The organism is Klebsiella variicola (assembly GCF_000828055.2).
In the GTDB taxonomy this organism is placed as follows: Bacteria; Pseudomonadota; Gammaproteobacteria; order Enterobacterales; family Enterobacteriaceae; genus Klebsiella; species Klebsiella variicola.
In genome coordinates, this window is sequence record NZ_CP010523.2 from 2,349,947 (window position 1) to 2,364,383 (window position 14,437).

The 14,437-nt window shown below is 59.1% G+C and carries 12 protein-coding genes and 3 pseudogenes; 6 read left to right on the forward strand and 9 right to left on the reverse strand.

What is annotated here, in order from left to right:
* Positions 1–90 precede the first annotated feature (90 nt).
* Both SP68_RS11010 and SP68_RS11015 read right to left on the reverse strand, forming a co-directional pair.
* Entirely contained in the window at positions 91–1,428 is a 1,338-nt protein-coding gene (locus SP68_RS11010; protein WP_008804577.1) for an aspartate aminotransferase family protein, read from the reverse strand.
* The gene (locus tag SP68_RS11015) at positions 1,418–2,473 is read right to left on the reverse strand and encodes a phosphotransferase enzyme family protein (RefSeq protein WP_223168404.1); all 1,056 of its coding nucleotides are present in this window, start codon (positions 2,471–2,473) and stop codon (positions 1,418–1,420) included. The genes SP68_RS11010 and SP68_RS11015 overlap by 11 nt, the downstream gene beginning before the upstream one ends.
* A gap of 428 nt (positions 2,474–2,901) precedes the next feature.
* Between SP68_RS11015 and SP68_RS11020 the strand changes: the two genes are divergently transcribed.
* Positions 2,902–3,672, forward strand: coding sequence for an SDR family oxidoreductase (locus SP68_RS11020; RefSeq protein ID WP_022064546.1), 771 nt, complete (start codon positions 2,902–2,904; stop codon positions 3,670–3,672).
* 14 nt (positions 3,673–3,686) lie between these two features.
* Positions 3,687–5,213, forward strand: a complete 1,527-nt coding sequence (locus tag SP68_RS11025) for an APC family permease (RefSeq protein ID WP_022064545.1) — start codon at positions 3,687–3,689, stop codon at positions 5,211–5,213.
* Positions 5,214–5,274: 61 nt separating this feature from the next.
* Here SP68_RS11025 and SP68_RS11030 read toward each other — a convergent pair whose 3' ends face one another.
* On the reverse strand, positions 5,275–6,192 hold the full coding sequence (locus tag SP68_RS11030) for a LysR family transcriptional regulator (protein WP_040968591.1): 918 nt from the start codon (positions 6,190–6,192) through the stop codon (positions 5,275–5,277).
* A gap of 116 nt (positions 6,193–6,308) precedes the next feature.
* On the opposite strand from SP68_RS11030, the pseudogene SP68_RS28290 reads away from it, so the two are divergent.
* The 4 genes and pseudogenes from SP68_RS28290 to SP68_RS28860 all read left to right on the forward strand — a co-directional run bounded on the left by SP68_RS28290 (position 6,309) and on the right by SP68_RS28860 (position 9,034).
* Positions 6,309–6,948 (forward strand): annotated as a pseudogene (locus SP68_RS28290) (MFS transporter).
* 91 nt (positions 6,949–7,039) lie between these two features.
* A complete protein-coding gene (locus SP68_RS28295; RefSeq protein ID WP_167350467.1) occupies positions 7,040–7,840 on the forward strand; it encodes an MFS transporter in 801 nt (266 codons plus the stop codon).
* Positions 7,841–7,983: 143 nt separating this feature from the next.
* Positions 7,984–8,097: pseudogene (locus tag SP68_RS28855) on the forward strand (helix-turn-helix transcriptional regulator); the annotation flags it as partial.
* Between the two features lie 681 nt (positions 8,098–8,778).
* Positions 8,779–9,034: pseudogene (locus SP68_RS28860) on the forward strand (transcriptional regulator).
* Between the two features lie 36 nt (positions 9,035–9,070).
* On the opposite strand, the gene SP68_RS11045 reads toward SP68_RS28860, so the two are convergent.
* From SP68_RS11045 to SP68_RS11070, 6 genes are all read right to left on the reverse strand, one after another.
* Positions 9,071–9,559 carry a DinB family protein gene (locus SP68_RS11045; protein ID WP_012968019.1) on the reverse strand — a complete coding sequence of 163 codons (489 nt, stop codon included), beginning with the start codon at positions 9,557–9,559 and terminating at the stop codon, positions 9,071–9,073.
* A gap of 117 nt (positions 9,560–9,676) precedes the next feature.
* Positions 9,677–10,195, reverse strand: coding sequence for an anti-virulence regulator CigR family protein (locus SP68_RS11050; protein WP_008804585.1), 519 nt, complete (start codon positions 10,193–10,195; stop codon positions 9,677–9,679).
* A gap of 377 nt (positions 10,196–10,572) precedes the next feature.
* The gene (locus SP68_RS11055) at positions 10,573–11,544 is read right to left on the reverse strand and encodes an ABC transporter ATP-binding protein (protein WP_008804586.1); all 972 of its coding nucleotides are present in this window, start codon (positions 11,542–11,544) and stop codon (positions 10,573–10,575) included.
* On the reverse strand, positions 11,541–12,521 hold the full coding sequence (locus SP68_RS11060; protein WP_008804587.1) for an ABC transporter ATP-binding protein: 981 nt from the start codon (positions 12,519–12,521) through the stop codon (positions 11,541–11,543). The genes SP68_RS11055 and SP68_RS11060 overlap by 4 nt, the downstream gene beginning before the upstream one ends.
* Positions 12,518–13,468, reverse strand: coding sequence for an oligopeptide ABC transporter permease (gene opp4C, locus SP68_RS11065; RefSeq protein ID WP_072274450.1), 951 nt, complete (start codon positions 13,466–13,468; stop codon positions 12,518–12,520). Before opp4C ends, SP68_RS11060 begins: the two co-directional genes overlap by 4 nt.
* Positions 13,465–14,424: an ABC transporter permease gene (locus tag SP68_RS11070; protein ID WP_012968022.1), complete on the reverse strand. Its 960-nt coding sequence runs from the start codon at positions 14,422–14,424 to the stop codon at positions 13,465–13,467. Before SP68_RS11070 ends, opp4C begins: the two co-directional genes overlap by 4 nt.
* Between the last annotated feature and the right edge of the window lie 13 nt (positions 14,425–14,437).

The window sequence follows — 14,437 nt, forward strand, 5'->3', positions numbered from 1 at the left end:
ACGCTGGTTACTCTCCCTGAAGTCGCTGATGCCGTTAATATACCTGCACGCCGAGGGCAAACAAACTGGATGTTTGCCCTGTCGGTTAGACTATCCGTTCAGGCGGCCCATGACTTTCGCCAGCCGTTCGAGGAAGAAATCTGCATCATCGCGACTGAAGCACAGCGGCGGACGGATCTTCAGGCTGTTGCCAAAGCGACCGGCCGCGCCAATCAGCACGCCCTCAAGCTTCAGGTGATAGATAACGCGACTCGTCAGCTGCGGATCCGGCTCTCCGCTGTCTGGCCGGGCAAACTCGATGGCGTTGAACAGTCCGGCGCCGCGAATGTCGGCGATGGCCGGGAAATCCTGGGCCAGCTGGCGCAGTCCGGCACGCAGATAGTCCCCGTTGCGCTGGGCGTTGTTCATCAGGGCCTCCTGTTCAATCACCTCCAGTACCGCGAGGCCCACGGCGGCAGCCACCGGGTTACCGCCAAAGGTGTTGAAGTACTCGGTCTTTTCGCTGAACGCCTGCAGAATAGCCGGACGCGTGATCACCGCGGCCATGGGAAAACCGTTCCCCATTGGCTTGCCGAGCGTGACGATATCCGGTTGCACACTGTGACGCTGGAAGCCCCAGAAATGAGAGCCTGTCCGACCAAAGCCCGGCTGGACTTCATCGGCGATAAACAGTCCGCCCCGGGCCTGTACGCGGGCTACCGCCTGGGCCAGAAATCCCGGCGGATCGGCGAAAACGCCGTCGCTGGAAAAAATGGTATCCACCAGTAGCGCCGCGCAGCCGTAGCCCCGCTCATCCAGCTCGTCCATGGCGCGCTCAACGTCGGCGGCGAAGAGGTCAGACAGCGTCTGGCCCGCTGACAGCCTGCGCAGGTCAGGGGCGGGAATGGTATGCACCCACGGGGGCAGGAGGGCCTCTTTGTGCCCGGAGGGAGAGACCTCCATCACCGCCGTTGTATTGCCGTGATAGGCACTCTCGGTGACGATGATCCCCTGCCGACCACTGATAAAGCGGGCCATCCGCAGGGCGATGTCGTTGCTCTCGCTGCCGGTGCAGGTAAATATCACATTCGACAGCCCGGCGGGGAACGTCGCCAGCAGGCTGTCCGCGTACTGCTCCAGTACCGGGAATAGATAGCGGGTGTTGGTGTTCAGTAACCCGGCCTGGCGCACCATCGCCTGGGTGATATGCGGATGACAATGCCCCACGCCCGGCACGTTGTTATACATATCCAGATAACGGTTGCCGGCGGAGTCCTCCATCCAGGCTCCGGAGGCCGACGCCATGACGATCGGTTGTGGATAAAACAGCACCGAACCGGTCCCCTGGGTGGCGTGGCGACGGGCAATTTGTCGGCTCAGGTTTTCGTCGGCCACGCCGGTCAACGCGTCAAAACGGTTCAGTTGAAGAATGGGGGTTTTATTGTTCATCAGCAGGTTCCTTGCAGTTAACGGTAGCGCTAAGCGGTGACGCCTGGAGGAGAAACGCCTGGGCCAGGCGTACGGTGATGGCGCCCCATTGCGGGCTGTAGCGACGGGCGGTGGCTGTCTCACTATGGCTGGCCAGCCAGGCCGTCAGCTGTAAGCGGCGCAGCATCACCAGCACCGGAAGCATCACTTCGTCCTGCTGACTGAAGGGACGGACGCTACGGTAGCCCGCAAGCCACGCAGCGCGGTAGTCCGCAAGGGCCGGGTCGTCTTCAATAAAACTGACGGCGGTGGCAAAATCCCAGCCAAACCAGCAGATGCCGCAGTCGTCAAAATCAATCACCGTCAGCGAATTATCATTCACCAGCAGGTTGGCCAGCCGCATGTCGCAGTGCACCAGCCCATAGCGGTCGGCGCCCTGTCCGTACGCTTCCAGTCTGGCGACCACTGTGGCCTCCACCGCCTCCAGCAGCGTAATATCGTCGGCGCTCAGTTGCGTCATCTTCCGCCAGTCGCCCCACCAGGCATGACGTCCGATAATCGTCTCGGTGTTCCACACCTTGCGATGAAAACCCTCGGGTTTTACCCAGCCTTCGCTGTGCCTGTGCAGTTCTCCCGCAACCCGTCCCAGGGCATGGTACCAGCCGGTGAGATGGCTACCAGTATCAGGTTCGCTGCCCGCAACAAAGGTGAATCCCACGACGTGGGTGACCGTTTCGCCGTCGATGAGGCTGGCGATACAGGTCCCATCATCCAGTACAAGCGGTACGGTGATGTTGATATCTCCCCGGGCATGCAGGGCGTTTAGCCACATCAGCTCAGAATGGATCTCCACCGCTGAGCTGTAGTTTGGGCGATGCACTCGCAACACGATCTTTCTCTGCGTCATCTTATCGCTGACCAGAAACGTGGCATTTTCTGAAACCGTCAGCAGGCCAATCTCTGCGCCTTCGCTGAGGCCCCAGCGGGGCAGGAGCGGCCGCAGCTTCAGGGTAAGTGTTGTTAAATACTCGTCGTTAAACATGCTGTCCTCAATTTGAAATGACACGCTTAACACATTTTTATGTTGTGGTTGCGGGATTTGCAAGATGTGTGAGGTTTTTTTTGTTTCCTGTTGCGCTTCAATTATGCTTTTTGTTTATTAATTATTTTAATAACAGTAAGTTAGTATGATTTAGTTGGCTGGATTCAGCCGATTGCACCATAACGGAACGTATAATGTGTGTTTTTCTCATTCAGGCGTAATCAAAGCGTGAAGTTTATTATTAATTCCTTGATATATATAGATAAATTAATCTGTCTATTGCACCAGTCTTGTGCCCAATCATAGCGCATTATTTTTATGCTGAAATCTCACATTAAAATGTTGAACATTCAACATTTACGTGATTATTCTTTTCCTGCCAGCGACGGAGATCGCTGCACGGCCAGGCCAAACGGATGGGATCGCAGAACTTTCACAGACGGGGAAAATTGATGTCAGATTTTATGAACAAACATGTGCTGGTGACCGGCGGGAGTAGTGGGATCGGTCTTGGCATTGCACTCGGCTTTGCCCGCGCCGGGGCGAAGGTGACCATTACCGCCCGCACACCATCGCGTATCGATAGCGCGATCGGCCAGGCGGCGGAGCAGGGATTAACGCTACGCGGTCTGACCTGCAACGTCAGTCATGCCGAAGAGGTAAAAGCCTGTGTGGCAGAAGCCGCACAGCAGTGGGGTGGTCTGGATATTGTCTGCTGCAACGCGGGGATTTTTCCTTCGGCGCCGCTGGCAGACATGAGCGAACAGCAGTGGGATGAGGTGCAGGCGATCAACAGTAAAGGGACTTTTTTAACTGTTCAGGCGGCGCTGCCATGGCTGAAACGGGCAGAGTATGGTCGCATCATCCTCACCTCTTCGATTACCGGGCCGGTAACGGGCTATCCGGGCTGGGCTCACTATGCCGCCAGCAAAGCGGCCCAGCTGGGTTTTATGCGTAGCGCGGCGTTGGAACTGGCCGGCGACAACATTACCGTCAATGCCGTCCTGCCGGGGAATATCGTCACGGAAGGGCTGATGGATATGGGCGAGGACTATATCGCCGGGATGGCCAGCGCCGTGCCGCTCAAACGCCTCGGAACGGTGGAAGATATTGCTGCGGCAGCGCTGTTCTTCGCCTCCCGTCAGGCTGGCTACATCACCGGCCAGTCGCTAATTGTTGACGGTGGGCAGATCCTGCCTGAATCCGCCGCGTGCCTGAACTGAACGGAGCGTTCATCATGAGCAATGAAATTCTTGCCAATCCCGCGCCAGCGGCGGAAAAACATGTTGTGCAGCGGCTGCGGCCAAATGCGGTAGGCCTTGGCGGGGTGCTGTTTATGACTATCGCCACGGCAGCGCCGATCACTGCGATGCTGGGCAATGTGCCGATCGCGGTGGGTAGTGGTAATGGTCAGTTTGCGCCCGCGGGGTTTATGGTCGCCACCCTTATCCTTGCCCTGTTTGCCATCGGCTATGCGCAGATGGCCAGGTTTATTACCGCTACCGGCGCATTTTATGGCTTTATTTCACACGGCCTTGGGCGGATCGTTGGCATGGCGTCAGGAGTGACGGTGACCATGACCTACATTGTCTTTGAGGCTGCGCTGGTCGGGATCTTCGCCTTTTTCTGTGAGGATTTAATCAATACGGTCTTCAGCGTACATATCCCCTGGCTCATCTTCGCCTTCGTCATGCTAATGACCACCGGAGTGCTGAGCTATTTCGATATTTCGCTCACTTCCCGGGTGCTCGGCCTGTGCCTGGTACTGGAAATATTGATCCTCACCGCCGTCGCGGTGGCGGTGCTGATCCATGGCGGAGGGCCACAGGGTTTTGTCCCCGAGTCGATCAACCCGCTGAACGCCTTTACCCCGGCGAAAGGGGTGGTCGGCGCCAGTGCCGGAATTGGATTATTCTTCGCCTTCTGGTCATGGGTGGGCTTTGAGTCATCGGCAATGTACGGTGAAGAGTCGAAGAACCCGAAAAAGATCATTCCCCTGGCTACCCTGCTGGGCGTGATTGGTATCGGCGTGTTCTACGTGTTCATTTCGTGGATGGCGATTGCCGGAACGGGACCGGAGCAGGCTATTGCCCTTGCGCAGGATCCTAACCGCGCAGGAGAGATTTTCTACGGTCCGGCTCGCCAGTATCTGGGGGAGTGGGCGGTCGGGGTGTTTAAGCTGCTGGTGATCACTGGCTCTTTTGCCTGCGGGATGGCGTTTCATAACTGCGCGGCGCGCTATCTCTACGCGCTCGGGCGGGAAAATCTGTTTCCGTTTGCCGGGCGCACGTTGGGTCGTTCACACTCGCGCCACGGCTCCCCCCATGTTGCCTCTACGGTGCAGACCGTTATCGCCACGCTGATTGTGTTGCTATTCTTTATCACCGGTAAAGATCCTTACGCGGATATTTACACCCTGCTGGCGCTGTTGGGTACGATGGGCATTATGATTGTCCAGGCGCTTTGCGCCTTTGCGGTGATCGTTTACTTCCACGGTAATAAAGAAAATATTGGCAAAGGACACTGGTTTAAAACAGGCGTTGCGCCGTTGCTTGGGGGGATGGGGATGATCTATATCGTCTACCTGTTATTCAAAAATATGGCGTTTGCCGCGGGCGCTGCCGCCAGCTCCTCCTTTTATCATGCCATTCCGTGGATCGTGTTGGCCTGCTTCTGCTTTGGCGCCGCCATCGCGGTCTGGTTTTACCTCTTTGATGCGCAAAAGTACCGGGTTATAGGACGCATTGTACTGACGGATGATTGATGATGCGCACCTGCCGCCGGCTTTCGCTGGCCGGGCGGCAGGATATCCGGCGCAGGGCTTTTCAGAGGTAAGGGGGCGCCGATGCTGGTGACAAAGGTACCTCTGCCGCAGCCATAAAATCGATAAAACAGCGTATTCTTGGTGACAGGTAGCGGCTGGCGGGCCACAGGACCGAGAAATGCCCATCCTTGACGCAACAGCCGGGCAACACCTCCTGCAGTTGTCCCTCATCCATGGCCTCGCGCACGACAAAATCAGGCACATAAGCGATGCCCATCCCCGCCGCGCTTAAGCGAATGGCGGCCTCAATGTTATTGACCGTTACAACGGCAGCGGCCCTGAAATCTCCCGTCAGCCGCATATCGCGCAGTTCCCAGGGCTGGATCAGCCCCGTCGCGGGGAAGCGGAAAAAAATGCACTTGTGCGCCGCCAATTCCTTTGGCGAGTCGGGGGGCCCGTATTCCGCCAGATAGGCCGGGCTGGCGCAGAGCACAAAACGAAAGCCCCCCAGCTTTCTGGCGATCAAGCGGGAGTCCGCTAATTCACCGCTACGGATAGCAACATCAAATCCTTCATCGATCAGATTGACCAGCCGGTCACTAAAGTCGAGATCCAGTTCAACCTGCGGATAAAGACGGGTAAAGGCGGTGAGGGCGGGGAGCAACAGGCGGTAGCCAATGACGGGCAGTGAAATCCTCAGTTTGCCGGTGGGCTGTGAGAGACTGCTGGTCAGCTCTGACTCGGCCTCCTGGATCTGCTCCAGGATACTCTGGCAGCGCGTCAGAAATGCGGCCCCCTCCGCCGTCAGGCTGACGTTTCTGGTGCTGCGGTTGAACAGCCGGACTCCCAGTTTATGCTCAAGCCGGGCGACATTCTTACCCACCGCCGAGGCAGATATGCCCAGCAGCCTGGCGGCCTGAACAAAGCTTAACGTTTCGGCGGTGCGGACAAAGGACGTCAGCGAGGTGAGGCTGTCCATCGATTATAAACCTTATGTCTCTTAAGAAGATATTTTCAGTCTATTTATCGGCAATAACATCCGCAATAGGATGGCGACAGTTTATTCATTCCTTGCCGACTGATGAGGGCCGCCCGATGTTACTCACCGCCAGAACACCTTCCCGATACGCCAGCGCCCTGGCCGCGCTTTCTGTCTTTATGGCGGCCTTGCTGCTGCCGTTAAGTTTTACCGGCGGCGTCATGACCACCCCCGCGATACAGCAGTCGCTGGGCGGCTCTCCCGCTGCGCTGTCGTGGCTGACCAATGGCTTTATGCTGACTTTCGGCAGCTTTTTGCTGGCCGCAGGGGTGACGGCGGATGCCATCGACAGAAAACGTATTTTTATCGCCGGCGCCGCGCTGTTTTGCCTGAGCAGCCTGCTGTTTTGCCTGACGCACAATCTCTTCCTGTCAGGCGTGTTGAGGGCTCTGCAGGGCCTGGCCGCGGCGATGATTTTAGCCAGCGGCAGTGCGGCGCTGGCCCAGCTGTATGATGGCGCTGAGCGGACCCGGGCATTCAGCATCCTGGGCACGGTGTTCGGCGTTGGCCTGGCGTTTGGCCCGCTGCTGATCGGCTTCATGACCGACGCGGTGGGTTGGCGCGGCGTATACGCCCTGTTTGCGCTGCTCTCGGCGATAGTTCTGCTTATCGGTCTGGCGTATCTGCCTGCGGCAGAAAAAAGCGAGCCGCGGACACCCGACAACCTCGGCTTACTCCTGTTTACGCTGGCCCTGATGCTGTTTACTGCATCGCTCATGGTCATTCCGGCCCGCGGTTTTTTATCCCTGACCACGCTGGCCTTGCTCATCGCGTCGGGGGGCTGTTCGTGGCGTTTGTCGTGCGCTGCCGGAGGGTGAACAACCCGGTGCTGGACATCTCCCTGCTGCGTCATCCGCGTTTTGTTGGCGTACTGTTGCTGCCTGTCGCCACCTGCTGTTGCTACGTTGTCCTGCTGATTATTGTTCCCCTGCATTTTATGGGCGGAGAGGGGATGAGTGAGCCGCAGAGCGCACTGTATCTGATGGCGCTGACCACGCCGATGCTGGTTTTCCCATCCGTTGCGGCCCTGCTCACCCGCTGGTTTTCACCGGGGCACGTGTCCACGGCGGGACTGATGATGGCCTCCGTCGGGTTGCTGTTGCTGGGGAACGCTTTTCACAGCCACCATCTCCCGCAGCTGGTGCTGGCGCTGATCCTCTGTGGAGCTGGGGCGGCGTTTCCCTGGGGGCTGATGGACGGCCTGGCGATTTCCGCTGTGCCGATGGCGAAAGCCGGTATGGCGGCAGGCCTGTTCAATACCGTTCGCGTTGCCGGCGAGGGGATCGCCCTGGCGGTCGTTTCGGCGGTATTAACGGCAAGCAATAACCTGACCCTGCAAAGTCGCGTTCACGTGTATGCGCCTGAGGTGATTGACCGCGCCGCAGGCTGGCTGGGGGCTGGCAATATGCCGCAGGCGGCTGCGCTTTTGCCTGACTTTTCCCTCCGGGCGCTGCGCGAGAGCTATGACTCTGCTTATACGCTACTGTTTAGCGGGCTGGCGGTCGTCACCCTGGTGTGCGCCCTGATGGTCTGGCGGACGCTATGCCGGAAGGCGGGCGCTATCCAAACCCGCGACAGTGGATCCTGAACCCCTTGATAGCGCGGTGGCGTCACGCTTCCCGGGCTGCTCAGCGAACCTGAACTGTCATTGTTTCACTGGCGGAACTATGCTGATTAGAGCGGCCACATGCGCCGCCCCGGCCGCGGAAACAGTGACTCACAGGTGGCGGTATGGCGATTGATCCGGAACTGATTTACATCGAGATCCTGGAAACGGTGCTGACGGCCACCCTGGATCCCGATTTGTGGAAATCGGCATTGCAGAAACTGGCGTTCCTGACCGGCCATCAGTACGCGGCATTTCTGTTTTACGACAAAGGCAATGCCCATCTGTTGACTGATTCACTCCTGCTCGAGGAGAAGGTCTTTACCGCCTATCGCGATGTATTTCTGGCTATCGATCCCGCCGAAAAAATATTGACCGCGTTACCGGTCGGGCAAATATATCGGGACCGGGAATATTTAGGCGATAAGTTTATTGCCGGCAGCGTCTATTACAATGAATTTCATCACCCCAACGACCTGAATCATCTCACCAGCGTCAAGCTGTGCACCATCAATGGCTATGCCACCTATCTGTCACTGATGACGGCCAATACGGCGGCTTATCCGCAGCCGGGGCAGTTTGAACTGTTCAGGCGCCTGATCCCGGCGTTAAAAACCGCCTGCCAGCTTCACGCCCGCTTTGAACAGCTGCGGGACACCATAAAATACCAGAGCGCGGTGATGGACAACGGGATCTACCCGGTATGGCTGGTGGATCATGGCGGTAAAATTCTCTACGCCAGCGCGCATGCCGAACGCTACCTGCGCGCCAACGCCCGCCTCTCCTGGTATAGCGGGGGCGATACGCTGTGCCTCGATACCGACAGTAAAAAGCTGAAACGCGCCATCGAGCAGGCCACCCGGACGGCAGAGCCGCCGAAGGCAGGGCTGTGCTATACCGCCGGGCGTCAGCCGAAACCGATCCTCGTGATCCCGGCAGCCCGTCTTGCCGGGGTCGCCTGCGTGATTATTCCCGAGCCGTTTCTCACCGGCAGCGCCTTGATGGAGCTGTTTAACGTCAAGCCCGCCGAGAATGCGGTGGCGGAGCTGCTGGTGCGGGGCATGACCCCGGATGAATGCGCCTTACATCTGGGCGTATCCATCGCCACCATCAGAACCCACCTCAGCGCCCTGTACCGGAAAACCCATACTCGTCATCAGGCAGAACTTCTGCTGATCCTCCGCGCGATTCACGGCTGATGGTTTCGCATCCTCAGGAATGATGGTCGCGCAGGAAAACCGTCAGCACCTCTTTCGGCGGCACACCGCCGCATTCGCCAATCATCCAGCCCACCGCCCCACGGTGATAGGCGCCGTGAAAGAGCATGTGGTTCAGCATCTCCATCGCGGTCATATTGCCGTCACCGCCGTCGACAAATTTGAAGGCGATACGTTCGTGGAAATCGGCGGGGGTCATGGCGCTGACGTACTGAATGTATTCGTCCGTACAAGCGGTCATGGCCGTTTCCAGCGCATCAACGGTTGGCGTCTCGGGGGTATTCAGCGCGGTGTAACCGTGCGGCCTGCCGCGCAGGTTCGCCCGGAAAATCATGTCAACGACATGGATATGGTTCATCAGCCTGATGGTCAGGTGACGTTTTTCGCCATATACCGTACCGTCAATTGCGCGGATCGCCTGTAAGGTGGCAAGGTCAATCCAGCGCTTGTATTTCAACAGCGTCACTACTGTGTCTTTGTCCATAGTCTGTCCCGGGTTGGTTGAGCCATTATCTTAGCGATTATGCCAGTGAGTTGTCATTCTCCAGCGCCAGGCACAAAAAAGCCTCGCCGGGGCGAGGCTTTTCAATAAGCTGGTGATTTAGTCAAACACACCGTTAATCACGGCGGTCACGATGGCAGTGCTCAGGGCGACCAGCACCAGGTCATCGCCGACCGCGCGCCATTCATAGCCTGGATAATAGGGCAGGTCGTTAATCATGGAAGCCGGCAGGGTCTTTTTCGCGATACCCGGAGGGAGCGGTTTGCCGCGGGCAACATTTTTGGCGATACCCGGAGGCAGCGCCTGATAGCCGACCAGACCGTAGTTCACGGCAAGGGAGCGCGCCCGTGAGAAGCTAATATCGCTGTCGACGTGGTCGGGTTTACCATAGTTTTTGCGGTTGCCATGCTCGTCAGCAGACTGACCTTTATTCTGGCCTTTATTACCATGGTCGCCATTATTGCCATGATTGCCGCTATTGCCATGGTTACCACTGTTCCCGTGATTACCACCGCCATTACCGTTGCCATTACCCGGGTTGGCATACGCCGGCGCGGCCATGACGGCAAGAGAAATAACCGCCGCCAGTGCTGTTTTAAGAGTGCGACGCTTAAGCATGATGTTGTTTCCTTAATGGGGAGTACACGCTTAAAACATAAGAGAAAGCTATACCCCTGGCAATCTCATCATTTCTTATTTTTTGCCGGTTTTTAATCACCGGCGGGAAAGATAAAGGGAAAGGGATAGCGGGGCGCGGACAGGCAATTCCATTGCTGCGTTTTGACAGACGGGCGACCGCGCCCCGCTAAATGTGTTGCCGACAGGATCGCTCCCGGGCGTAGAGAAAAAAATGCCCGAAGCCATCGGGCAAAAATGAACAAAAATATTACGCTTCATTCATAACGCGTCTCACAAGACGGGGCGGATAGTAAATCCTGGCGCTGCCGTGCACAATCGGACGGTTGTTTAGAAATAAATAACCCCATCGACTGTGCTCAGGACGCGACCCCATGGCAGGCGACCCGATGGCCCGGGGCCACCTCGCGCAGCGCCGGAGCTTCTCTCCTGCACCGCTCGCTGACCTGCGGGCAGCGGGATGAAAAGCGGCAGCCGGGGGGCGGATTGGCCGGATCCGGGATCTCACCTTGCATCAGCGCCTGCGGTTCACTGTGCGGATCGAGGGTTGGCACCGCGGCCAGCAGGGCGCGGGTATAGGGATGGAGGGGGCGGCTGAACAGCGCATCGCGGCTGGCGCTTTCCACCAGCTGTCCCAGATACATCACCGCCACATCATCACATAAATGTTCCACCACCCCGAGGTCATGGGAGATAAACAGGAACGTGACGCCGCGCTCGTCGCGCAGGTCGGAAAACAAATTGATGATCTGCGCCTGAATCGACACATCAAGGGCCGAGATGGGCTCATCGGCGACGATAAAATCCGGATTGAGGATCAGCGCCCGGGCAATACCGATCCGCTGGCGCTGGCCGCCGGAGAACTGATGCGGGAAGCGGGCATAGTGCTCCGGCGCCAGGCCACAGATCTTCATCACGGCGATCACCCGGTCATACAGCTCATCGCGGGTGCACAGCTTGTGCTGCAGCATGGCTTCGCCAATCGCGTCGCCAATACGCAGCCGCGGGTTCAGCGAGCTATAGGGGTCCTGAAACACCAGCTGCATTCTGGGCCGGATGGCGCGCAGGGCAGGCGCGGTCAGGTCGGCCAGCTCCTGACCGTGAAATTTCACGCTGCCAGCACTCTTCTCATACAGGCCAAGCAGAGTCCGGCCGACGGTGGTTTTACCACTGCCGGACTCGCCCACCAGGCCAAAAATGGTGCCCGGACGGATGTTAAAGCTGACGCCGTCCACCGCGCGAAGCTCGCCAGTCTGCTGGCCAAACAGGCCGTCGCGCAGCGGAAAATATTTTTTCAATCCATCCACTTCAATAACATAGCGTTCGCTCATGCTGTCGCCTCCGCAAATTCGCTGTAAAAGCAGGCGGCCCGCTGGCGCTCACCGAGCAGCGGCGGAATCGCCTCCCGACAGCGCGCCGTCGCCCGCTCGCAGCGCCCGGCAAAGGCGCAGCCCGCCGGCAGAGCGGCCAGATCCGGCACCTGGCCGGGAATAGAGTACAGCCGCCGACGCCGCTCACCCGGCACCGGGCGGGAGGCGATCAGCCCACGCGTGTAAGGATGTTGCGGATGCCGTAGCACCTCTGCGGTGGCGCCCTGTTCCACGATCCGTCCGGCATACATCACCACTACCTGCTCGGCCATCTGCGCGATCACTCCAAGATCGTGGGTAATCAGCATCATCGCCATCTGGCTGGCCCGCGCCCGGTCGCGCAGCAGGCGCAGGATTTGCGCCTGCACGGTGACGTCCAGCGCGGTGGTCGGTTCGTCGGCAATCAGCAGTTTGGGCTGACAGCTTAGCGCCATGGCGATCATTACCCGCTGCAGCATGCCGCCGGAAAGCTGGTGAGGATAGCGGGTCATCAGGCTGTCGCCGCGCGCCAGGCCGACCTCGCTTAACAGCTGGATGGCCTGCTGCCAGGCGGCTTTCGGCGTGGCGCCGAGGTGGCGGATCAGCGGTTCGCACAGCTGCTCCCCGATGGTCAACACCGGGTTCAGGGCCGACATCGGTTCCTGAAAGATCATGGCCAGTTGGTGGCCGCGCAGGTCGGCCATCTGTCTGGCTTTCAGCCGCAGCAGATCGCGGTCCGCGAAGCGGATCTCGCCGCCGTCGATGCGCGCCGCCTGCGGTGGCAGGAGACCCATCAGCGCCATGGCGGTGACGCTTTTGCCGCAGCCGGATTCGCCCACCACGCCAACGGTTTGTCCGGCCTGAATGGTGAAAGAGACCTCCTGCACCGCGCGCACGCGGGTGCGTTCGCCGGCGAAAGAGACGGAGAGATGATTAAAGGAGACTAACGGCGTGGTCATTTCAGCCTCGGTTTCATATTGGGATCCATGGCGTCGCGCAGGCCGTCGCCCAGCACGTTGATGGCGATCACGGTGATAAAGATGGCGATGCCCGGCGGCATCCACAGCCAGGGGCGGCGCTGGAAATCGATCAGGCTATTGGCAGCATCCATCATATTGCCCCATGACGGCGTCGGCGGTACCACGCCGAGGCCGAGATAGCTCAGCGCGGATTCACTGAGAATGGCGTTGGCGACGGCCATGGTCGCCATCACCACCAGAATCGGAATGGTATTCGGCAGCAGGTGGCCAAACAGCTGGCGACGCGCCGACAGGCCCAGCACCTGGGTGGCCAGCATAAAATCGCGTTCGCGCAGGGAGAGACATTGTCCGCGCACCAGCCGCGCCAGTCGGGGCCACTCCAGCAGGCTGAGCATCACCACCACCATATAAATGCGCGAGTCCGGGGAAAAATCGAGCTCAGAAAGCATCGCCCCGGCGACGATCAACAGCGGTAACCCGGGGATAGTCATCACCAGGTCGGCCACCCGCATGATCAGTTTGTCGGTTAACCCGCCGACATAACCCGAGAGGGCGCCGAGCAGGTAGCCGAGGCACACCGACATCACCATGGTCAGCAGGCCGATAATCAGCGAGATGCGCCCGGCCAGCAGCAGGCGGGTGTAGACATCGCGACCAAGAAAATCGGTCCCGAGCCAGTGTTCCGCCCCGGGCGGCTGGTTGATGCTCAGGGCATCGGTGGCATCATCTCTCCATGGCGACCAGACGGGCCCCAGCACGCACCATACCGCCATCACCGCCAGCAGGATCAGGCAGAACATGGCCAGCCGGTTACGGCGCAGCTGTCGCCACCCCTGGCGCCAGGGAGAGGGGGGAATATGCGCCAGCGCCGGGATAGCCGCCTGCCGCTGGCGGCGACGGGAAGCAAAGTAAGACAGGATCATCATGACCTCACCCGAATACGCGGATCGGCCCAGGCGTACAGCACGTCGGCGAGCAAATTCCCGACGATCGTCAGCACCGCCAGAAACAGGGTAAACCCCATCAGCACCGGATAGTCGCGGGCGGCCAGCGAGTCGATATGGATGTGGCCTGCCCCTGGCCAGTTGAACACCTTTTCGGTAATGATCGCCCCGGAGAACAGCCCCGGCAGCTCGAAGCCCAGCAGGGTGATAATCGGCAGCAGGGCGTTGCGCAGGGCATGCTTGAGGATCACCGTGCGCTCCTGCAATCCCTTGGCGCGGGCGGTACGGATAAAATCCATTTTCACCACGTCGAGCATACTGGCGCGCACATAGCGCGTCAGGCTGCCCGCCTGCAGCATCACCAGCGCCAGCACCGGCAGCGCCAGGTGGGCGGCCACTTGCAGCACATACTGCCAGCCGCTCTCGTCGCTGCCGGTATTGGTCATCCCGCCTACCGGTAACCAGTGGAGATCGACGGCGAACCATTTAATCAGCAGCAGGCAGAGGAAAAAGGTGGGGAACGACATGGCGGCAAACACCGCGACGCTCACCAGATGATCAAACCAGGAGCCGGGTCGCAGGGCAGAAACCACGCCGACCGCCAGGCCAATGCCCCAGTAAAAGACCAGCGCGACGCTGGCCAGCAGAAAAGAGTTCCAGATGTACTGGTTGAGCAACTGGCTGACCGGGATCTGATACTGCAGTGAAAAGCCTAAATCACCGCGCAGCAGCTGTCCCAGCCAGTGGAGGTAGCGGGTGAACAGCGGCTGGTCGAGGCCGTAAATCGCCTTCAGCTCTGCGGCGCGGGCGGCGGTCAGGGTGACATTGCCATCGATAAAGTCGCCGGGGGTTTTGGCAAACAGCATAAAAATAATGAAGGAGGCCAGCAGCAGCATCGGCAGCGTTTGCAGCAAGCGCCTCAGGATGAAATTTTTCATGATGGTCTCACAT